We start from the raw sequence: 20,403 nt of genomic DNA on the forward strand, positions 1-20,403 counted from the left end.
ACAGTGCGGTCACGAGGGTGTTCAGTTCTGTCGTCACAAACGGATCTTGAACACCCTCTCTTCATGCCCGCAGCCATTCGGACAGACTCGTCTAGTCATGTAGCCCTGGCCGCAGTGCACGCGGCGACCTACGACGAGGACTACCTGCCAGTCGCGGGCTGTGACTCACCCGCGCTGTCCTGCCTGCCCGCCGAACTGGCCCACGCGGTCGAGGCCGGAGTCGCCACCAAAGTGGTGGCACTCCAACTGGCTAGCTACGTGTAGCCGCGCCTGAGGGCGCGAACATGTCCTGAGCGACAGCCCCGCTCGGCCTCGCCCACGAGGAGCCGGGCCAGGCGAAGAGCCTCCCCGGGAGCCTGTTGCGATGACGTGCGCCGCCACGGGCTGACAGATAACGCGGGCCAAATCTTTTCGAGCAGACATTCGACGGGGTTTGTTATGGGCAATAGCCTCCGTCAGAAAAGTCGACGGCTTTCGACTATCCGGCCCATCGGGTCGCTTCGCATGCTCTAAGGTCAATATCGGCGCTCGCAAAGGATCTGGCGTCACCGCTGTCGCACGCCCTTCGGGCGCGGTATCCGGGCCGGGGCACACCTGGCCCGGATGCCGCATCCAGGGGCGAACGATCGGTGAGCCCCGCCAGAGAAAGGAACCTTGCGTGAGTGTCGATGTTGAAGGAGAGGAACCTTCGTCGGAGCGGAAGCGTCGACGACGCTGGTCGTGGCGTCGGGACGTCCTGCTGTTGACGCAGGTGATCGCCACAGCGGCGGCCGTCGTGGCCGCCGCAAAGGCGGGCTGATGATGACCCCCGGGCCGCGCTAATCGGCCCGGGGGCCACCAGCAAGGGGCTCGTTCGCTCTCTCGGGAGTGGCGGGCCCCCGTCCATGTTCAGGGAGGCTCCTCGGGGTGGCGGTCCCCGAGTGCGCATGTGCGCACTCCCTTGTCCCAGACTCTACCCGGTGCGAGGGTAGATATCTCGCGTCTTGAGCATTCCTCCGGGACCAATCCGCGAACTTCCTCCGCGAGCAATCTCCGAACCTTCCTCCGCGAATTGCCGTCCGAGCTGGGAATTCAGGATCGGTGTGGATGTGTCACACGTGATTGCTCGCCGCGAAATCAGCGCGGGAAGTGATTCACCATTTCAGTTTCGCAGCCTTCTTTGCAGGCTTCCTGCGCCGGTTCCCGGCAGCATTGTTGTCGGACCTTTGTGTCGGCGCTGAGCTCGGACCGTGACGTCAGGGCAAGAACGCGCTGGCCAGAGCGTCGATCAGGACCCGGACCTGCAGCAGAGTATTGTCGGTGGCGGCCGCGGGCGTCTGCGCGAGGACCTGTACCGCCAGGTCGAGCACGCCACCGAGCCGGCCGTCGGCGACGGCCGGCGAGGTGCCGCGGAGGCCGGCCCGGAGGGAGTGCTCGCTCCAGCGGGTGCGGGCCAGGCCGTCGGCAAGGTCGCGTTCGTCGTCGTTCGGGAGCCAGGTTCCGGCGTAGTAGTCGTGCAGCAGGCTGGCAGCGGCCGCGTCCAGACAGTCCGGGGCGGGGGTTGTCGGCATGAACTGTGTAACGAGCGACTTGGACCGTGGCGTCGGGGCCGGGCGACGTGTCGCGGCACCCAGTTGGGCGTGGTGGGGCTGCACGTCCAGCTGTCTGCCGGTTCGATGGTCGGGAACGGCTCGGCGCGGCCCCCGACGCGCCGAGCTTCTTGCTTGGCTGGGCCAGGGCTGGGACGCGGCGGTTGATCTGCATGGGCATTCCGTTGGAGCAGGTCAGCCGGGTACGGTGGCGCAACCGGTCAAGATCGGCCCAGGGGGAGGAATCGGCATGACGGGTGGCATCGCTTCAAGCCCCGGAAGACCCTCCGGGGGAGACAGTCGGACCCGATGGCTTGACCTCTCGGCAGGCGCACATTGTCAAGGTCATCTTGGACTCGGTGTCCCGGCGGGGGTATCCGCCCTCGATGCGGGAGATCGGTGCGGCCGTCGGGCTGACCAGCACTTCGTCGGTCGCGCACCAAGTGGGCGCGCTGCAGCGCAAGGGCGTACTTGAACAGGATCCGCAGCGGGCCCGGACCTATCGCGTGCGCGCATCGTGGCTGCGGGGGCGCACCGCGTCGGCTGCGATGCAGGAGTCGGTCGACCTGGTCGAGTGGGAGCGGCCGGAGATGACGAGGCCGGCGTTCGTGCCGGTCGTCGGCAGGATCGCTGCCGGTGCGCCGATCCTGGCCGAGGAAGTCGTCGAGGACGTCTTTCCTCTGCCCCGCTCCCTGGTGGGCTCGGGTGACCTGTTCGCGTTGGAGGTGTCGGGCGATTCCATGACGGGTGCCGCGATCTGCGACGGCGACTGGGTGACCGTGCGACGCCAGCAGTCTGCGGACCACGGCTCCATCGTGGCCGCGATGATCGACGGCGAGGCGACCGTCAAGCGCCTGCACCGGGCGAACGGCCGGGTGTGGCTGCTCCCGGAGAATCCCAGCTACGCGCCGATCGAAGGAGACCGGGCCGCCATCCTCGGAAAGGTCGTGGCTGTGCTCCGCGCGCTGTGACCGGTGTCAACTGCCCTGGTGGTTCAGTCGACTTCGAGGTAAGCCACGATGATAATTGTGGACCGAATCGTCAAAAAATAGATCAGCCGGACCCCGGATTCATCGTCGCGGTAGTCACGCAGGCCATCCGGCCTCAGCACGCCGATGTCGGGCCGGGCCTCCAGGGCTCCGCGAGCGCGTTCGATCGCGCTCGCCTGCTCGACGGTGGTGACCTTCTCCAGCTGGCTGTGCGCGAGCGGGCTGTAGAAGACCTCGGCCATGCGCGGGCGGCGATGGTCAGGCGACACGCCCTGCCCCACTGGTGACTCGGGCCCACATCGCGTCGTGTGCCTCGGCGGCCGGCACGCAGTCCTCCAGGGCAGGCACGCCATGAGCGGCAATGTCTTCCAGGACGCCGGCCAGGGCTTCCGCGTGCTCGCGTTCGGCGGCCGCGGACGCGAGCAGCGCCTCCGGCTGGCCTTCCTGCAGGCCTTCGGGGACGGACTGGGGGGACTGTGCAGTCATCGCGGCGTCTCCTGGGATGGAGGCTGGGGCCGATCGTGGCTGGCGGTCACGTGGCCGGTGGTGGACACGCACGCATGGTGCGTGCCCACCACGGTACGGGAAATCCGAGGCGGGTTGAATCGCGATGCCCAGATCTGGTGCGCCCGGCTCGCGAGCCCGCCCGGTCGGGTCCTCTCGGACAGGGATCAGCCCAGCAGAGCAAGCGATCCGGTCCGTGGTCTGGTCGCGGTGGGGGCGGCGGTGACGGTCGATGTTCACGCCGGGCGGCAGCGGCAGGTACGAGACGACCGGGGCCACTTCTCCCCTGGAGTCGGCGAGCTTGCGCAGTTCCGGGGTGCCGGGGTGCTGACTGTCCGGCAGGATCAGGCGTACCGAGCCGTTCTTGGTGAAGGTCAGGTGGGTACTGGCGGTGACGTTCTCGCGGAAGGTTCCGGCGGTGGGGTTCAGGCCCAAGGTCTCTGCGAGGATCACTTCACTGGCAGCGACATCGCCTTCCTGTGCTTGGCCACTCTCGGCGGCGGCTCAAGCGGACTCCCTGTCAAGGCAACCATGCCCGCCATCCCGCTGATGCGGCCGTGGCGGACTACCCGCGCCTTGTCGCCCATGCGGAGCTGGGGGTAGACCGATCCGTTGGCTCGTGAGTGGAGAAGCCGGCCTGGGAGCCATGCTCAGGGCCGGCCTCTTCACTTCCCGGAGTCCCTATGAGACCCCGAGCCAGGCTTCCTGCCCGAAGGCTGCCTTCACATCGGAGGCGACAGCGTCGGCGCTGATGGTGGCGGGGAGTCCGTACACGGTGGTCTTGTGGACGCCGCGTACGTGGATCTGCAGCGGGGTGTCGCCGGGGTGGGCGGCGATGATGTGCTTGAGCTTGCCGATGGTCTCGTCGGTGATTTTGTGGGAGCGGAAGAACAGGCGCACGGGCGGGCGTCCGCCGTGCTCGGCTGCGGACACGTCGAGTACCTCCAGCTCACGGCCGAAAATGCTGAGCGTGCCGTCACGGTCCTCGATCCTGCCCCGGACGGAGATGACGGCGTCCTCCATCAGGGCGTGTTGCACGAGCATGTAGGCCTGGGAGAAGAAGAGGACCTCGATCGAGCCGTCCCGGTCGGCGAGGTCGACGATGGCCCAGGCGTTGCCTTGCTTGCTCTGCTTGCGGGTGATTCCTGTGATGAGGCCGGCGAGTTGGACGTCTCCGCTGTTGCGGCCGGAGCTGAGCAGGTCGGCGATGGTGGTCTCGCGGCTGCGGCTGAGGATGTGCTCGGCGCCGTCCAGGGGGTGAGCGGAGACGTACAGGCCGAGCATCTCGCGTTCGGTGGACAGGAGCTGCTTGCGGGGCCACTCGCCGGGGTCGATCTGCATCTGGACGGAGAAGGCGCGCTCGCCGGAGTCGGTCGCCAGGTCGGCGAAGAGGTCGTCCTGGCCGAAGGCCGCGGCTTTCTTGATCGGGACCATGGCGTCGATGGCGTCTTCGTGGACGGAGCACAGGCCCTTGCGGCTGTGGCCGAAGCTGTCGAAGGCTCCGCCCTTGATGAGGGATTCGATGGCTCGCTTGTTCAGGGCCGGCAGGTCGACCTTGTCGAGGAAGTCCTCGAAGTCCGCGTACTTCCCCAGGGTCCGGCGGGCGTCGACGATGGCGTCGATGACGGCTGTGCCGACGTTGCGGACCGACTTCAGGCCGAAGCGGACGTGGTCTCCGACCGCGGTGAACTCCGAAACGGACTCGTTCACGTCCGGCGGGAGGACGGTGACGCCGAGCTTGCGGGCGTCGGCGAGGTAGACGGCGGCCTTGTCCTTGTCGTCTCCAACGGAGGTGAGGAGCGCGGCGGTGTACTCGGCGGGGAAGTTGGCCTTGAGGTAGGCGGTCCAGTACGAGACTAGGCCGTAGCCGGCGGTGTGGGACTTGTTGAAGGCGTAGCCGGAGAAGGGCAGCATGACGTCCCACAGCGCCTTGATGGCGGGTTCGCTGTAGCTGTTGCCCTTCATGCCGCCGTGAAATTTCTCCCACTCCGCGGCCAGGACCTCGGGCTTCTTCTTGCCCATGGCGCGGCGCAGCAGGTCGGCGCCGCCGAGGGTGTAGCCGGCGAGTTGCCGGGCGATGGCCATGATCTGTTCCTGGTAGACCAGGAGGTGGAAGGTGTTGCCCAGGATCGGGTCCAGTGCTTCCCGCAGTTCCGGGTGGATGGGCTCGATCTCTTGCCGGCCGGTTTTGCGGTGGGCGTAGTTGGTGTGGGCGTTGGCCGCCATGGGGCCGGGGCGGTAGAGGGCGAGGGCTGCTGCGATGTCCTCGAACCGGGAGGGCTCCATGAGCTTGAGCAGGGCGCGCATGCCGCCGCCGTCGAGCTGGAAGACGCCGAACGTGTCGCCGCGGGCGAGGAGCTCGTAGGTGGTGGCGTCGTCCAGGGGGATGGTCTCGGTGGACAGCTCGATGCCGCGGTTCTCCCGGACGTTGGTGATGGCCTGGTCGATCACTCCGAGGTTGCGCAGGCCCAGGAAGTCCATCTTGACCAGGCCCATCTCCTCGCAGGACGGGTAGTCGAAGCCGGTGATCTTGGCGCCGTCGTCGGCCCGCATGTGCAGCGGGATACGGTCGGTGAGCCTGGTCTTGGACAAGATCACCGCGGCGGCGTGGACGCCGGTGTTGCGGATCAGGCCCTCGACGCCCATGGCGGTGTCGATGACCCGCTTCACGTCGGGCTCGGCCTCGTACATCTGCCGGACCTCGCCGGCCTCGCCGTAGCGGGCGTGATCCGGGTCGAAGATGCCGGACAGCGGGATGGACTTGCCCATGATGTCCGGCGGCAGGGCCTTGGTGATCCGCTCGCCGTGTGCGTAGGGGTAGCCCAGGATGCGGGAGCTGTCCTTGATGGCGTTCTTGGCTTTGATGTAGCCGAAGGTCGTCACCATGGCCGTGTAGTCGTCGCCGTACTTCTCGGTGACGTAGCGGATCATCTGGTCGCGCCGGCGGTCGTCGAAGTCGAGGTCGACATCCGGCGGGTTGATGCGCTCGGGGTTGAGGAAGCGTTCGAACAGCAGCTGGTGCTCCAGCGGGCACAGCTCGGTGATGCGCGTGGCGTAGGCGACGATCGAGCCGGTCGCCGATCCTCGGCCGGGGCCGACGGGGATCTTGTTGTCGCGGGCGTAGCGGCAGATGTCGGCGACCACGAGGAAGTAGGAGGAGAAGCCCATCGGGCCGATGACCTTCATCTCGGTCTCGAACCGTTCCAGGACCTCGCCGGGGACGGGGTCGCCGTAGCGCATGGCCAGGCCCTTGAGGGTCTCCTTGCGCAGCCACGATTCCTGGGTCTCTCCTTCAGGGACGTCGGGGAACTGCGGCATCTCGTCGGTGTAGGCGAAGACCTCTTCGTAGGACTCGACGCGCTCGGCGATCAGGAGGGTGTTGTCGCACGCCTCGGGCAGCTCGGCGAACAGGTCGTACATCTCGTCGGCGGTCTTGAGGTAGTAGCCGTCGCCGCTGAACTTCAGGCGGTTGGTGTCGGCCTTGTTCTTCCCCGTGCCGATGCACAGCAGGCTGTCGTGGGCGTCGGCCTGGTCGGCGGTGATGTAGTGGCCGTCGTTGGTCGCGAGTAGCGGGATGTCGAGGTCTTTGGCCAGGCGCAGGAGGTCGGAGCGGACATCGCTTTCGATGGGGATGCCGTGGTCCATCAGCTCCAGGAAGTAGTTGTCCTTGCCGAGGATGTCCTGGTAGCTGCCGGCAGCCTCGCGTGCCTTGTCGTACTGGCCGAGGCGGATGCGGGTCTGGATCTCGCCCGACGGGCAGCCGGTGGTGCCGATGAGGCCGTCGGCGTGTCCGGCGATCAGCTCCCGGTCCATGCGCGGGGTGCCCTTGGGGAACTGCCCGGTGTACGACGCCTCGGTCGCGAGGGCGAACAGATTCCGCAGGCCATGGGCGCTCTGGGCCCACATCGTCATATGGGTGTACTTGCCGCCTCCGGAGACGTCCTTGCCGAACTCTCCGTCCTCGGACTTCGCACGCTGACCGCCGGGCCCCCAGAACTCCGGCCTGCGACTGTGCCGGGAGGAAGGCGCGATGTACGCCTCGATGCCGATGATCGGCTTGACGGAGGTACCGGTGGCCGACTTGTAGAAGTCGTAGGCCCCGAAGATGTTGCCGTGGTCAGACATGGCGACGGCAGGCATACCCAATCTCTCGACCTCGACGAGCATCGGCTTGATCTTCTGCGCACCGTCGAGGAGCGAGTACGTGGTGTGATTGTGCAGGTGAACGAACTGCCGTGCTGCCAAGGGAGCACCTCCAGGGGTCCGCTTGAGGAAGCGCCTCACGCTAGTACCCGCCACTGACACTCCAGCCCATTCGGCCGACGGCAGCGACAGCCGGGCCGGGAGGCGAGAATCCAGCCCAGCCCAGCCCGGCCTGGGAGCGTCTCGGACCGTCAGGGCTGCGCTCATACAGGGGAAGCCCTCACGCTCCGTTCCTCTTCGGCCCGCCCCGCCCGCTCGGGGTGATCGCCGCCGCGTCCACGTCCTGCCCGGCCTCGACCCCCCAGCGGAGTGTCTCTGTAGCGGACGACGCACTGCGGGTGTCGGCTGGTCTCGGACAAACTGAGCTGCTCACCGAAGACCGTCTTCACGCCGGACTTGGGGGCCACGATGTTGTGCGGGTCGAGGAGCGCCCGGTTCGGTTCGGACCGTACGGACAGCCTGAAATTCAGGGAGTCGACGCCGCGCTCGACGCTGGCCGGTCAGGGCGGCTGCCCATTGGCCGGCGACCGTCTCCAGGTCGCTGCCGGGCCAGCCGCAGTCGACGACTCCCATCCAGGCGAAGTCGAGCCCCTCGGGGCGAGTCGCGAGGTGAGCATGTCCGTCCGGACTGTGCCCGTGCGGGTGCTGAACACAGGCCTTACAAAACAAATCCCGGGATGCGACAAGCACGGGGAGACGTAGGCCTCCCCGTGCTTGCTTGATCTCACATCGGCAATTCGAGCTTCTTCCGGCGTCTCCGCTCCGCTAGCGCGGTGAGCGTGAAGATGCCGAAGAAACTAACGAAGCCGATGAAAGCTTCGCTGATTTCGAACTCTCCGCTAAAAAGCAGGCTCAGTAGCGCGCCTGCCGCTCCAGCGATGAGGCCTACAGCGAAGGAGTGTCGTGCACTCCAGCGATTCGCTGCGTCACGTGGAGACGACATAGTGCTACCACCTCCGGTTCCAGTTGCTGTACGTACGCCAGCCACTCCGGAACCCGTTGCGGTAGGCACGCCTTACAGTGCGATAACCGTACCTCGTGTACCGACGAGCAAAGCGAGCGCCAGGTCTCTGGAGGTAGTGCCCGCCTGCACGGTTGAGCAGGTGATCCCAAATCCGTCCCTCCCGCCACGCCGGGTCGCAGCCCAGTATCCACCGATGTGACGCTTCTTCTTTTTGGTGCTCCACCGATAATTGAGCGCACCCAGTACTGCGCCGGACCCTGCAGCACATCCTCGTTCGACGAAGGCAGGGAGAGTGAACAGAACCGCGAAGGGACGCCTGGAGTATGACGGCGATGTCGCTCTGGCTGAGATCACCGGCAACATCTCGCTTCTCTTCCACACGGCACACCTCGCGGTGCGGATGGTCGACCAGGGTTTCCGCCTGTACGAACAGCGCGCAGCCGCCCATGTGTGAGCGGCGACTACGAGGGTCCTGCGTTGTCGGTGGCTGACGGTAGCGTTGGGACCAGTTCGGACTGCCGTGGGCCGCAGGGGCTCACACCCGCTGGGTGGTCCCTGTACGCGGGAGGTTCCGATGGCTGGTTTCGAGTTCGACCAGAACGCAGTTGATGCCGCGCTCAACGAGGGTATGCAGAGGTTCGCGTCCGAGCTGACCAGTGCGCTCGGCAGCCTGTCTGAGCAGTACCAGGGCCGGCCGCTGGAGGAGATCAAGCCCGAGATCCAGCGTGTCTGGGGAGAGCGGACCGGTGGCGGCACCGTCACGGAGCCGGAGCTGACCCAGTTCGCGGAGCAGATCCAGGCGGGCGGCACGGTTACGATCCGCCTGTCGTAGCGTCCGAACATGACGAAGGCCCGGGATTCCTCCCGGGCCTTCGTGCGTCGCCACCTGCTGTGGCCCTCGATCATGTGCCGGATAGCGGCTCCACCACAGCACCCTCCAGGATGACGAACATCAAGATGCGGTGCCCTTCGCACACCCGCATCGTGCCGCTCTGCTGGTCGGTTACCGGGTACAACGCCACTTCGGTGCAGGGCGCGGTGACGCGGTCGTACCCCCACGACTTGCTGCACCCCGGGTGCCGGAACGTTGCGCGCCCACCGCTGCCGACCAAGGTGTTGCCGTGCAACGGGCAGGCGCCCCACGGCACCGTACGCAGTTTCGGGTCGCGGGCGGTTCAGGTGTTCCCAACGCACATAGTGGCCGGCCTCAACAGCGGCAACGATGCCGGATGCAGGAACACGTATGGGCGCGGCATTCCTGCGGCTCACGGCCTGCTGGTGCAGGCTCGTACGTGGAGCCCGCCCGGCCGACCTCGCACGCCGCCGGGCGGGCCGCATCACCGTGGGGTGTTCAGCGCGCTGTCGCGCTGAAACTGACGAGTACCGAGCCGCGTGGTAGTGACCGATGGGTGTGTGCGCGGTTATCTGTGCATCCTCGCTTCGCCGTTGGCCTGCTGTGAGTAGCATCCGGCAGCACACACCCTGCATGAAGAGAGCGAGCCGCACATGCCCTCGGACATCCCTGCCACTCCAGTGAAGGACGCCCCCACCATCCAGGAGGAGTACCGCAGGCGCCTGGACGACGACCTCGCCCGCAACAGTGCCGCACAGGCCGAGGCCCACGAAGTCATCCGACGCTGGCGAGACCGGCTCGCCGAGCTGGGACAGGAAGCAACCTGGCTCACGGGGCTCAAGAACACGCTGGCCGGCCAGTCTGCTCTCCCGAACAGCGCCCAGGACCTACAGAACGTTGACGCTGCCCCCGTCGCATCGTCAGGCTCGGACTCTGCCGGTGAGGGCATCCCAGGACAGGCGGTGCCGGCGCCTCGCGGGGCTCGCACTCCGCGCAGCGGCGGCGAGGCCTCGCGCCAGAAGGCCGCGTCGGCCGGACAGGGCGCTGCGAAGCGACGAAGGCCACAGACCACGAGGGCGTCCGGTGCACCCACGCTGAGTTCTCTCGTACTCGGTCTGCTGCAGCAGCATCACCAGCCCCGGACCGCAGCCGAGGTCACAGCCGAACTTCTCGTGGCTCACCCCGAACGGGAGGCCAAGAACCAGGTGGTCCGGAACACGCTGGAGCAGGGGGTCTCCAAGGGCCGCGTCACCCGGAGCCGGCAGGGACGTACGGTTTACTACACCGCGGCCGCAGAGGACGGGGCTGCTGAGACGGCCGAGTAGGGGGTGGCGCCAAGCCCCTTGAACGTGGGCAGCCCCGTCAAATCCACATGGGCGTTGCCGACTTCTGCAGGAATCCGCGGGCTGGGGCAAGGTGGTAGCTGGAGCCCGTCCGGTAGACCTCGCACGCCGCCGGGCGGGCCGCAAGGCTCTTGGTGCAAACCGGTCCCGTTACGTGGCTGTGCGGGGACCTGCCCGTCCCGCTGTGCTGGCTGGGTGTCAGACCCATGTGTAATTGTCGTCGGTGACGGCATCCAGGGCGGCGTCACCGACGGCGGCCCGAGGGCTGCTGAGGGCAGCGAGCGCGGGCCCGATAGGCGGAAAGATCGCCAGTTCCGCCGCCGCCCTGCGGTAGTCGATCCAGTCGATGATCCCGACCTCGTGGCTGCCGTCAGGGAGTTCGTCGTACTCCTGCTGAGCCAGGCCCGCTCGCTGCTCCGGCGTGATGTGGAAGCGGTAGATGAGGTGGAGCTTGCGGGGCGGCGGGGTGAGGCCGGGGCGGGTGACACGCTGGTCGACGACCCAGAGCAGTTCGCCGCCCTCGGCTTGGTCGACGTCGAGTTGCAGTTCCTCGGCGAGCTCGCGGCGCAGGGCCTGCTGGAGGTCTTCGCCGTGTTCCACGTTGCCGCCGGGCAGGGTGTAGTGGGTGGACTCGACGCGGTCGCGGCAGATCAGGGCGACATCGTCACCGCAGAACACCAGGGCCCCGGTCCGGATCTTGATCCGGGAGAACGGGGCCGCCGGCACCTTGTCGGGGGTCTCGGTCATGGCGACCAGTATCACGGTCGTCGGCGGCACTGCCGCTTATCCGGTTGAGGCGGTCAGGGCGGCGCGCAGGTTCCTGGCTGATCCGGTTTCGGTGGCGATGGCCACGGCTTGTGAGGCGAGGTCGGCGGCGGTGTCGCGGTCGCCGCGTGCCGCGTAGATACGTGCGCTTGCGGTCAGTACCTCGGCAGAGCCGCGGACGATGGTGGCGGGCCAGGTGGCGCGGGCTTCGTCGAGGGCCGCCTGGCCGGCGCGCAGGAAGGACGGGGTTTGTTGTCCGAGGCGGACCATGGCGTGGCCGGTCCACTTGTTCAGCTCGGCGGGGCTGAGGTAGCCGACGTAGGGGGGTGTCTCGCCGTCGTCGGCGTGGTCCAGTAGCTTCCAGGCGGTGGTGAGGTCCTTCTGGGTGGTGCGGGCGTCGCCGAGGCAGGCGTAGTGGTGTGCGCGGACGGCGTGCAGCCAGGACCGTACGGCGGGGTGGGCCTTTGTGCCGGCCAGGTGCAGTGCGCCGTCGGCAAGGGTGAGGGCGCGTTGGTAGTGCCCCTGGTCGGTCAGGATCCGGCTCATCTGGCCGATGAGGTTGACACAGCAGGAGAGGTCGCCCGCCTGGCGGGCGTGGGCGGCGGCGTCGCGGTAGTGCGCGGCAGCGTTCTCGGCCATGCCCAGGTCGTAGGTGAGGAAGCCGACGAAGCCGCCGGTGTCGGCGGCGAGCGCGGCGATCTGCTGCCGCTCGGCGGCGGCCGCGGTGGCGTGCCATGCGAGGATCTGCTGATGGTGGCCAACGGCGTGGGGGTAGACAGCGGACGCCCCGCGTAAGTTGTCCAGCCGCCCGTGTGCGGCTCTGAGAGCGATATGGGCGTCCAGCAGGTCACGACCGCCCGCGGCGGCCATGCTGCCCGTTTTTAGACCGGTGGTCAGGGCAGCGGCGCCCACGCCCTTGAGGAAGTCTCTGCGCCACACGTCGTCCCATTCCCGCAGGAGACCGTCCTCGGCACTGTCCGAAGCCGCTTCGGCTGTCTCCTCGCTCAAACGCTGTCGTTGGGCCAAGGAGACCAGTGTGCCGCCTGCCCCGAGGGCCTTGTCCAGACCGAGCGCGATCGGGAGCGTCGGCGATCTGCGTGCGTGTTCGAGGTCACTGATGATGCTCTTGCTGCACGAGGCCCGGCGTCCGAGTTCCCGCAACGTCACCGTTCCCCGCAACCGCCGCAGTTCCGCGGCGAAGGTCGTCTCGTCGGCCCCCGGCATCGCTACCTCCACGCCCTTGTGGTGAATCGCGCTGTCCGCACGACGGTGCGGACAGCGTCCGTGCTGCTGTGACCAGCACACACCCCTTCGCGGTGAAGTGGGTGGGCCTTGAGTGAGCTGCGGACAAGTGCGGACAACCGGACCCTGCCCAGCAACGAGGCGGATGGCCACCATGGTTGGTACGGGCCCTGAGCGTAAAGCCACAGGCCGGCCATGACACCGGCCTGCGGGAAATTCAGGACCGTCTGCCACCCGAGCTGTCGAGAGGAGCACCGTCATGCCCAAAGTCGCCCTGCACGGCAGGCCCGGGGCCGGAAAGAGCACGCTTGCCGGACTGCTTACGCAGGAACTGACCCTCGCCGGTGCGGACGTGCTGACGCTGAAGGTGGGGGCGCCGCTGTATGAACTGCAGGCCGTCGTGCACGCCATGGCTGGGCGCCCGCTGCTGGACGGCACCGATCAGGACGGTCAACTGCTGAACGCTCTCGGCACCCACCTGCGGCGTATCAACCCCGATGCGCTGACCGAGGCGTTCACCCTGCGTGTGCGGCAGGCCGAGGACACGCGGCCGGACGCCGTGCTGGTCTGCGACGACCTGCGGGCCCCGGACGTTGACGCGGTCACCGGCCTCGGGTTCGTCCTGGTGGAGGTCACCGCCCCGGATGCGGTCCGGCTGGAGCGCAAGCGGGGGCGGGCCGACCTGTCCGCAGGCGACGAGCGCCACCCGACCGAGGCGCCGGTGGCAGCAGCGGCGTGGCGGCGGGTGGACAACGCCGGCAGCCTCGACAGCCTCCGCGAGCGGGCGGCCGAGCTGGCCAAGGAGGTGCTGCGGTGATCCTCACCGGATCGGAGATCGTACGGCAGCGCGCCCGCGGCGCCCTGACCATCGAGCCGTTCACTGCCGGCCAGCTGAACCCGGTCTCCTACAACTACCGGCTCGGCCCCGTCCTGCGGACGCACCACGCCAAGGTGATCGACACGCATGCCGTCAACGATCTCCAGGAGTGCGTGATCCCGGACGACGGGATCGTCCTTGAGCCGGGTCGGGTGTACCTGGGGACCACGGTCGAGGAGATCGGCAGTTCGGTGTTTGTGCCGTCGCTGATCGGCCGGTCCTCCCTCGGGAGGCTGGGGATGTTCCTCCAGTACAGCGCCGACCTGGGCAACGTCGGGTCGTGCCACCGCTGGACGCTGGAGATCAAGGTCGTCCAGCCCACCCGCGTCTATGCGGGCATGACCGCCGGTCAGGTGACCTTCTGGTCCACCGTCGGCGCCCCACTCGCCTATGCCGGGTACTTCGGGCGGATCAACGAGGCCACGCTCCCGCCGCCCGGGCTGCTGGCCGCCGCCCGATGACCACCCGGCCGCTTCCGCCCCGAACGAGGAGAGCGCTGTGATCCTGACCGGACCGGAGATCGCCCGCGAACACCAGCGGGGCCGCCTCGTGCTGGACCCGTTCGACCCCGCGCAGGTCCAGCCGAACTCCTACAACCTCGCGCTCGGCCCCACCCTGGCCTACTACACCGGCGAAGTGCTGGACACCCGCCGCGAAAACCCGTCCACGGTGTTCCCGATCCCCGACGAAGGGTTCGTCCTGGAGCCGGACCGTATCTACCTAGGCTCCAGCGTCGAGGTGCTGGGCAGCAACCATCTGGTGCCGGTCATCCGCTCCCGATCGGGGGCCGCGCGGCTGGGCCTGTTCGTTCACGTCACCGCGGACCTCATCGACATCGGCTCCATCGGGCAGTCGACGTTCCAGTTGCACGCGGTCCAGCCGGTGCGGGTGCATGCGGGCGACCGGCTGGCGCAGGTGACCTTCTGGCGCCCCCAGGGCGAGATCACCCTGTACGACGGCAAGTACCAGGGCTCGCGCGGGCCGCAGCCCTCACAGATCCACCGCGACACCGCCGAGGTGGCAGGCCGATGACGGCCCGCCGCGTGGACGGCCCGGCCCTCGGCTGTCCCGACCCCACTGCCCGCGTCCTGGTCGAGGCCGCGTTCTCCGCGATCAGCCGCCGCTACGTGCTGGCGCGCCACCAGATCGCGGCCGCGGTCCTGGACGCCGACGGCGGGATCCACCTCGGCCTGCACCTGGACGCCATGGTCGGCCGGGCCGCGGTGTGCGCCGAGGCCGGTGCCCTGTCGGCGGCCCGGCTCGCCACGAGCTCCGATCTGGTCGCGGTGGCCGCCGTCCGCTACCCCAAACCCACCGAAGCCGCAGTGGCCCGGCTCGTCCCGCCGTGCGGGCTGTGCCGCGAACTCCTCCTCGACCACGCCCCCGGCCTGCGCGTCGTCGTCCACGACGGCACCCGCGCGGCACTGACACCCCTGGCCGGCCTGCTGCCCCACAAGTACGTGGGCACCAAGTGGCCCGCCGCCCCCGCTCACCCCGACAAGGAGACACCGCAATGACGACCGACTTCCGCACCGCGGCCCTGGACGCCTTGGCCAAGGAGATCATCCCCGAGCAGCACTTCGAGTTCTCCGCCGCCACCGCCCGCGACCGGTTCTTCAACGACACCCGCATGCTGGACGTCAAGCAGTGGGTCCACAACGCCTTCCGCACCAACCCGACGTCGATGCTCGGCCACATGCTCGACAACCTCGCCCTGACCGGCACCGAGGACCTGCTCGACCTCGGATGCGGCAACGGCTTCATCCTGGGAGATCTGCGCCCCCACCTCGCCGACGGCTCCATCACCGGACTCGACATCGCCCCGGCCGTCCTGGAAGCCGCCCGGCAGCGCCTGCACGGCACCGCCACCCCCTGCACCTGGATCGAGGGCAGCGCGGACGACCTGTCCATGCTCGGGGACGACACCTTCGACCGCGTCATGGCCAACTACATGATCCACTACGTGCCGGACCTCAACCGCTGCTTCGCCGAGGTCCGCCGCGTGATGCGCCCCGGCGGCATCTTCCAGCTCACCACCGACCGCACCGACAGCATGCTGGAGATGTACGACGTCCACTTCGCCGCCCTGAAGGCGATGGGCGCACCGCGCGACCTGTTCAAGGCCAGCCCGAAGGGTCGGCTGTCGCTGACCAACGGCGGCGATGTGCTCGGCAGGCACTTCGAGCGGGTGAACACCGTGACCTGGCAGGACCAGCTTCGCTTCACCGACCCCGAGCCCTTCATGCGCTTCTACCAGGTCGGCCACAACCACTGCTGCGCCTCCTCGGAGGAGGACGAGCGCCTCACCGACGACTTCTTCGCGGAACTGCGCGACCGGGTCCGAGCCCAGGTCACCGATGCGATCGACACCAGCGGGTATTTCGCGGTCACGAAGTACACCGGCTCCTTCCTGTGTCAGTGACCACAGGGCCGGTCCGGATCAGCGATTGCCGTCCGGCCGGGTCCGGGAGCGTTGATAGCGTCGGAGGACGCCGTGCCGGCCGGCGCGGCATGCCGTTCGACCGAGAGAGACCTCATGCCCCCGACGATCCGCAGGGCTGTGATCCCCGCCGCCGGCCTCGGCTCCCGCCTCCTGCCGCTGACGAAGGCGATCCCCAAGGAAATGCTGCCGGTCGGCGACAAGCCGGTGATCGAGCACACCGTGCGCGAACTGGTGGCGTCCGGCATCACGGACATCACCATCGTTGTCTCCGGCGGCAAATCCTTGATCCAGGACCACTTCCGGCCCAACCCCGCCCTGGTCGAGCAACTGCGCGCCGACGGCAAGACCGCGTACGCGGACGCCGTGGAGGAGGTCGCCGAACTGGCCCGCCGTGGGCACATCACCTACCTCGACCAGCACGGCCCGTACGGCAACGGCACCCCGGTGCTGAACGCGGCCCGCAACTTCGGTGACGAACCGATGCTCGTCCTGTGGCCGGACGACGTCTTCGTTGCCGAGGTGCCCCGCGCCCAGCAGCTGATCCACGCGTACGAGGCGACGAACTGCCCGGTCCTGGCCCTGCTGCCGATGGACCCCGGCGACTCCCAGCGCTACGGAGTTCCCGTGGTCAAGGAAGACCTCGACGGCGGCCTGCTGCGCATCACCGGCCTGGTCGAGAAGCCCAAGCCCGCCGACGCCCCCTCGGCGTTCGCGGCCATCGGCGGCTACGTCATCACCCCCGGCATCATCGACGAACTGCGCGAGCAGACCAAGCGCTGGTACGAGCACCACACCGGCGAGATCTACCTCACCGACGCCATCAACGCCTACGCGAGCAGTCGCGCCGTGTACGGGCAGGTCATCTCCGGCCGCTGGTACGACACCGGCAACCCGGCGGACTACCTGGTCGCGCAGATGGCCTCGGCCTTGGCCCACCCCGAGTACGGGCCGCTGCTGCGCCAGCTCTCCCGCGAACTCGACGACGTTCGCCCCGGTCCCGGGACGGACGCCACCACGACCTGATGCGCCGCTCCCCTTGGGCCGCCCGGCCACCGCGAGCGGCCCAAGGGAGCGACACATGGCACCCAAGCGCGCCTACGAACCCGTCATCGACCAGCACGACACCTGGCTGGCGGTCAACCCGGTCCAGGGCTGCCCCAAGGGCTGCACCTACTGCTACCTGAAGGACCTGGGCCTGACCCGCGCCAAGCCCACCGAGCTCGCCACCCCGCAGGACACGCTCACCCAGCTCCTCGCCCACCGGTACTACCACCCCGAGCTGGTGCTCGCTCTCTACACCTGCACCGACGCCCTGGCCACGCCCGCCACCCGCGCCCACCTGATGGCCCTGCTCGACGTCCTGGGCGCCTCCGCCGTCCGCAACCCGGTGTGTCTGATCACCAAGTGCGCGATCCCCGACGACGTCGTCGCCTGCATCACCCGCAACCGGGACGCCGGGCTGCCCATCCTGGTCTACCTCAGCTACTCAGGCCTCGGCCCCGACATCGAGCAGGGCATCGACCACACCGCGCTGCGCGCCAACTTCCCCCGCCTGCACGCCGCCGCCATCCCGGTGATCCACTACTGGCGGCCCGCCCTGCCACAGAACAGCACCCCGGACGTCATCGAGCACCTCATGGACTGGGCCGCCCGGTATGCCACGTGCACCGTCGCAGTGGGCACCAAGGTCAAACCCACCGCCCTCGACCAGATCACCAGCCTGTGGCCGGAGCTGGCCGACCCGCACCTTGACCCGCAGGCGGCGGACTCCGTCTGGCCCCGGCGCACGTGGGACTGGCTCCACCACCTGCCCGACCGCTACGCAGACCACCCCCTCTTCCAGACCAACAGCTGTGCCCTCGCCTACGTCCTCGGCCGTGCCGACCGCGCCGGAGTCTTCAACACCCCGACCTGCCTGGCCGCCAACCGCTGCCCCGCCCCCCAGCGCGACCGCTGCCGGCGCACCGTCCCCGGGCAGCAGCCGGTCACCGGGACGGACGTCGACCGGCACCTCGCGAAGATCGGGCACCCCGGCCTGCCGTACACCCTCAACTCCGCCAGCCGCACCGTGGTCCTCGGCCAGCCGGTGCCGCTGCGCGACCGCCACAACCTCGCCCAGGTCCTCGCCGTCACCGTCCGCTCCCCCCAGGACCCCGGCGAGCGCTACTGGCCCGGCCGCCTGTCGGGCGGACAGCCGCTGATCATCGACGCCCGCCCGTAGAACCCCACTCCTTCGTCGACTTCAGGGGACCGCCATGCCTCTCACCATGGACACCGCCGTGCTGTTCTGGCCCCGCGGCGGCAGCGCCCAGGTCATCCGCTACCTCCTGCGCGAACTCAACAGCCGGGGCCTCACCACCCGCCTGCACGCCGGATCCCTCGGCCGCCCCGGCGACCCCTCCCACGCGCCAAGCTTCTACCAGGGCCTGGACCTGCACCCCTACGACCACAACGACGCTTTCGGCGCCTTCACCCGGGGCGAGGACCCTCAACGTTCCAACTGGCCCTTCCACCCCTCCTACGAGGACCGGGGGAGCTGCCCCGACCCGCTGTTCAGCGCCGTCCCACCGGCAAGCGCCGACCACCTCACGCGCGCCTGGACCCGACACCTGGCCGCCCACCGCAGCACCGACACCGGGCTGCTGCACCTGCACCACCTCAGCCACCTCCAGACGGCGGCCCACGCCGCGTACGCCGGCGTGCCTCGCCTCACCACCTTGCACGGCACCGAACTCAAGCTCATCGGCGGCATGGAGCAGCGCATCCGCATCGCCGAGCGCACCGGCACCTCCCTTGGGGAACTCGGCCGCCTCCTCCACAGCGACAACCCGCACCGCACGACCGAGGCCCTGCGCCTGGCCAAGACCGCCGGTCTCGATGACGACGACACCGACCTGCTCACCACCACCGCCTGGCAGAAGTGGACCCAGAGCGCCTACTGGCTCACCCGCCTACGCCAGGCCGCCGCCCACGCCGGGCACCTGGTCGTCGTCTCCGACCACGACCAGCACCTCGCCACCCGCTTGCTCCACCTCCACGACGCGCCGCCCGTCATCCCCAACGGCGTCGACACCCACACCTTCCAGCCCCAGCACCTCGATCAGACCCAGCGCCTTGAACACCTGCGCCACTGGCTCGTCACCGACCCACAGGGCTGGGCCCCCGGCGGCGCTCCCGGCAGCATCCGCTACACCGAGACCGACCTGCGCCGCCTCCACGACCAGCACGGCCGGCTCCGCCCGCTGCTGCTGTGGGTCGGCCGCTTCCTGGACTTCAAACGCGTCCCCATCCTGCTGCGGGCCTTCGCCGCCGCCCGTACCCGCCTCGACCCCGCCCCGGTCCTGCTGATGTGGGGCGGCTACCCCGGCGAGTGCGAAGGCGAGCACCCCTCCGAACTCGCCGCCGAACTCGGCATCACCCAGGACGTGTTCTTCACCGGGTGGCGCGGCCACGACGAACTGCCCACCGGGCTGAACTGTGCCGACCTCATGGTCGCCCCGGCCGTCGACGAGCCCTTCGGCATGGTCTACCTCGAAGCGATGGCCTGCGGCACCCCGCCCATCGCCACCGCCACCGGCGGCCCCGCCCGCACCATCACGGCAACCGGCCCGGACGCCACCGGCTGGCTCGTCGCCCCCGACGACGCCGGCCACCTCGCCGACACCCTGGCCGCCGCCCTCCTCGACACCGCCGAGCGGCAGCTGCGTGGCACACGCGGACGGGCCCACATCGAGAACACCTACAGCTGGACCCGCACCGCCGACCACTACCTCGACATCTACGACCACATCGGGCCAGCCCTGAACTGATCCCGCCGCAGCCTCCGACCGAAGGAGTTCCATGCCCGCCCGCATCGACGGCCTGCTGTTCGACATGAACGGCCTCTTCCGGCACTGGCACAACGCCGGCGCCCGGAAAAGCGAACGCCTCGCCGACCTGCCCGAAGGCACCATCGCCCGCTACGCCTACGGCCACCCCTCCTACCGCCTGGCCCGTGTCGGTGTCCTCACCGACCAGCAGTGGGCCGACGACGTCACCGACCGCCTCGCCGCGGACTTCGGGCCGCACGTACGCGACGCCCTCGGCCCCTGGCGCACCGACCGGGGAGAGGCAGAGCCCCAGATGGTTAGCCTGCTCGCCGAGATACGCCATCACCTGCCCGTGGGTGTCCTGTCCAACTGCACCGACGCCCTCCGTGCGGACCTCCAGCACCACGGCATCACCTTCGACCACGTCTTCCCCTCGGCGGAACTCGGAGTCGACAAACCCTCACCGCACGCCTTCCGCAGCGCCGCCGACAGCATGGGCATCCCCACCCACGCCCTGGCCTACTTCGACGACGAACCCACCTTCGTCCACGCCGCGCAATCCGTTGGTATGCACGCATACCGGTTCACCACAGCAGCAGATTGCGCAGCCCGCTTGAAGGAACTCGGTCTACCCATGGCCAGCTGGTTCGGAACAGAAGTACCCGGCCGGACCGCTGAGAACTCTGGCTAGGTCCAAGGCACCACAGCCGTTCCGGCACCACTCCGTCACCCAAGTTCTGCGCGAGGATTGGGAGCTGCCGACGCCGTAACCCGTCACCGGCCAGGTGAGGAGCAGTCGGCATGGGCTGACCTGCAAGCGCGGCCCGGCTCCCCCAAGCCGAA

Annotated in this window: 19 protein-coding genes; 13 read left to right on the forward strand and 6 right to left on the reverse strand. The window is 68.7% G+C overall.

Features of this window, described 5'->3' with window-relative positions; translation table 11 throughout:
• Window positions 1–1,235 precede the first annotated feature (1,235 nt).
• Window positions 1,236–1,550 carry a hypothetical protein gene (locus ACIP98_RS36260; protein WP_401980361.1) on the reverse strand — a complete coding sequence of 105 codons (315 nt, stop codon included), beginning with the start codon at window positions 1,548–1,550 and terminating at the stop codon, window positions 1,236–1,238.
• A gap of 275 nt (window positions 1,551–1,825) precedes the next feature.
• Between ACIP98_RS36260 and lexA the strand changes: the two genes are divergently transcribed.
• Window positions 1,826–2,539, forward strand: a complete 714-nt coding sequence (gene lexA / locus ACIP98_RS36265; protein WP_401980363.1) for a transcriptional repressor LexA — start codon at window positions 1,826–1,828, stop codon at window positions 2,537–2,539.
• A 23-nt stretch (window positions 2,540–2,562) separates the two neighbouring features.
• On the opposite strand, the gene ACIP98_RS36270 is transcribed toward lexA, so the two are convergent.
• The 3 genes from ACIP98_RS36270 to dnaE all read right to left on the reverse strand — a co-directional run bounded on the left by ACIP98_RS36270 (window position 2,563) and on the right by dnaE (window position 7,306).
• Window positions 2,563–2,799 carry a hypothetical protein gene (locus ACIP98_RS36270; RefSeq protein ID WP_401980366.1) on the reverse strand — a complete coding sequence of 79 codons (237 nt, stop codon included), beginning with the start codon at window positions 2,797–2,799 and terminating at the stop codon, window positions 2,563–2,565.
• A gap of 16 nt (window positions 2,800–2,815) precedes the next feature.
• The gene (locus ACIP98_RS36275) at window positions 2,816–3,514 is read right to left on the reverse strand and encodes a hypothetical protein (protein WP_401980367.1); all 699 of its coding nucleotides are present in this window, start codon (window positions 3,512–3,514) and stop codon (window positions 2,816–2,818) included.
• 228 nt (window positions 3,515–3,742) lie between these two features.
• Window positions 3,743–7,306: a DNA polymerase III subunit alpha gene (gene dnaE, locus ACIP98_RS36280; RefSeq protein ID WP_401980369.1), complete on the reverse strand. Its 3,564-nt coding sequence runs from the start codon at window positions 7,304–7,306 to the stop codon at window positions 3,743–3,745.
• A 1,214-nt stretch (window positions 7,307–8,520) separates the two neighbouring features.
• Between dnaE and ACIP98_RS36285 the strand changes: the two genes are divergently transcribed.
• The 3 genes from ACIP98_RS36285 (at window position 8,521) to ACIP98_RS36295 (ending at window position 10,406) form a co-directional block, all read left to right on the forward strand.
• Window positions 8,521–8,682 carry a hypothetical protein gene (locus ACIP98_RS36285; RefSeq protein ID WP_401980372.1) on the forward strand — a complete coding sequence of 54 codons (162 nt, stop codon included), beginning with the start codon at window positions 8,521–8,523 and terminating at the stop codon, window positions 8,680–8,682.
• A gap of 120 nt (window positions 8,683–8,802) precedes the next feature.
• Complete coding sequence (locus ACIP98_RS36290) at window positions 8,803–9,060, forward strand: hypothetical protein (protein WP_401980375.1); 258 nt, start codon at window positions 8,803–8,805, stop codon at window positions 9,058–9,060.
• Between the two features lie 674 nt (window positions 9,061–9,734).
• Window positions 9,735–10,406, forward strand: coding sequence for a hypothetical protein (locus tag ACIP98_RS36295; protein ID WP_401980377.1), 672 nt, complete (start codon window positions 9,735–9,737; stop codon window positions 10,404–10,406).
• A 216-nt stretch (window positions 10,407–10,622) separates the two neighbouring features.
• Here ACIP98_RS36295 and ACIP98_RS36300 read toward each other — a convergent pair whose 3' ends face one another.
• Both ACIP98_RS36300 and ACIP98_RS36305 read right to left on the reverse strand, forming a co-directional pair.
• Window positions 10,623–11,171: an NUDIX hydrolase gene (locus ACIP98_RS36300; protein WP_401980379.1), complete on the reverse strand. Its 549-nt coding sequence runs from the start codon at window positions 11,169–11,171 to the stop codon at window positions 10,623–10,625.
• 36 nt (window positions 11,172–11,207) lie between these two features.
• Window positions 11,208–12,413, reverse strand: coding sequence for a helix-turn-helix domain-containing protein (locus ACIP98_RS36305; protein ID WP_401980380.1), 1,206 nt, complete (start codon window positions 12,411–12,413; stop codon window positions 11,208–11,210).
• Between the two features lie 277 nt (window positions 12,414–12,690).
• Here ACIP98_RS36305 and ACIP98_RS36310 point away from each other — a divergent pair, with 277 nt between their 5' ends.
• The 9 genes from ACIP98_RS36310 (at window position 12,691) to ACIP98_RS36350 (ending at window position 20,251) form a co-directional block, all read left to right on the forward strand.
• The gene (locus ACIP98_RS36310; RefSeq protein ID WP_401980383.1) at window positions 12,691–13,248 is read left to right on the forward strand and encodes an AAA family ATPase; all 558 of its coding nucleotides are present in this window, start codon (window positions 12,691–12,693) and stop codon (window positions 13,246–13,248) included.
• Window positions 13,245–13,769, forward strand: coding sequence for a dCTP deaminase domain-containing protein (locus ACIP98_RS36315; protein WP_401980385.1), 525 nt, complete (start codon window positions 13,245–13,247; stop codon window positions 13,767–13,769). Before ACIP98_RS36310 ends, ACIP98_RS36315 begins: the two co-directional genes overlap by 4 nt.
• Window positions 13,770–13,806: 37 nt before the next feature.
• The gene (locus ACIP98_RS36320; RefSeq protein ID WP_401980388.1) at window positions 13,807–14,340 is read left to right on the forward strand and encodes a dCTP deaminase domain-containing protein; all 534 of its coding nucleotides are present in this window, start codon (window positions 13,807–13,809) and stop codon (window positions 14,338–14,340) included.
• Entirely contained in the window at window positions 14,337–14,825 is a 489-nt protein-coding gene (locus ACIP98_RS36325; RefSeq protein WP_401980391.1) for a hypothetical protein, read from the forward strand. Before ACIP98_RS36320 ends, ACIP98_RS36325 begins: the two co-directional genes overlap by 4 nt.
• Window positions 14,822–15,730 carry a class I SAM-dependent methyltransferase gene (locus ACIP98_RS36330; protein WP_401980393.1) on the forward strand — a complete coding sequence of 303 codons (909 nt, stop codon included), beginning with the start codon at window positions 14,822–14,824 and terminating at the stop codon, window positions 15,728–15,730. The genes ACIP98_RS36325 and ACIP98_RS36330 overlap by 4 nt, the downstream gene beginning before the upstream one ends.
• Window positions 15,731–15,844: 114 nt before the next feature.
• Window positions 15,845–16,774 carry a UTP--glucose-1-phosphate uridylyltransferase gene (locus tag ACIP98_RS36335; RefSeq protein ID WP_401980395.1) on the forward strand — a complete coding sequence of 310 codons (930 nt, stop codon included), beginning with the start codon at window positions 15,845–15,847 and terminating at the stop codon, window positions 16,772–16,774.
• 55 nt (window positions 16,775–16,829) lie between these two features.
• Window positions 16,830–17,972: a hypothetical protein gene (locus ACIP98_RS36340; protein WP_401980398.1), complete on the forward strand. Its 1,143-nt coding sequence runs from the start codon at window positions 16,830–16,832 to the stop codon at window positions 17,970–17,972.
• 34 nt (window positions 17,973–18,006) lie between these two features.
• Complete coding sequence (locus ACIP98_RS36345; RefSeq protein ID WP_401980401.1) at window positions 18,007–19,560, forward strand: glycosyltransferase family 4 protein; 1,554 nt, start codon at window positions 18,007–18,009, stop codon at window positions 19,558–19,560.
• 31 nt (window positions 19,561–19,591) lie between these two features.
• Complete coding sequence (locus ACIP98_RS36350) at window positions 19,592–20,251, forward strand: HAD family hydrolase (RefSeq protein ID WP_401980403.1); 660 nt, start codon at window positions 19,592–19,594, stop codon at window positions 20,249–20,251.
• Window positions 20,252–20,403 lie beyond the last annotated feature (152 nt).

Origin of the sequence: Streptomyces sp. NPDC088354 (genome assembly GCF_044753585.1) — a bacterium.
Lineage (GTDB): Bacteria > Actinomycetota > Actinomycetes > Streptomycetales > Streptomycetaceae > Actinacidiphila.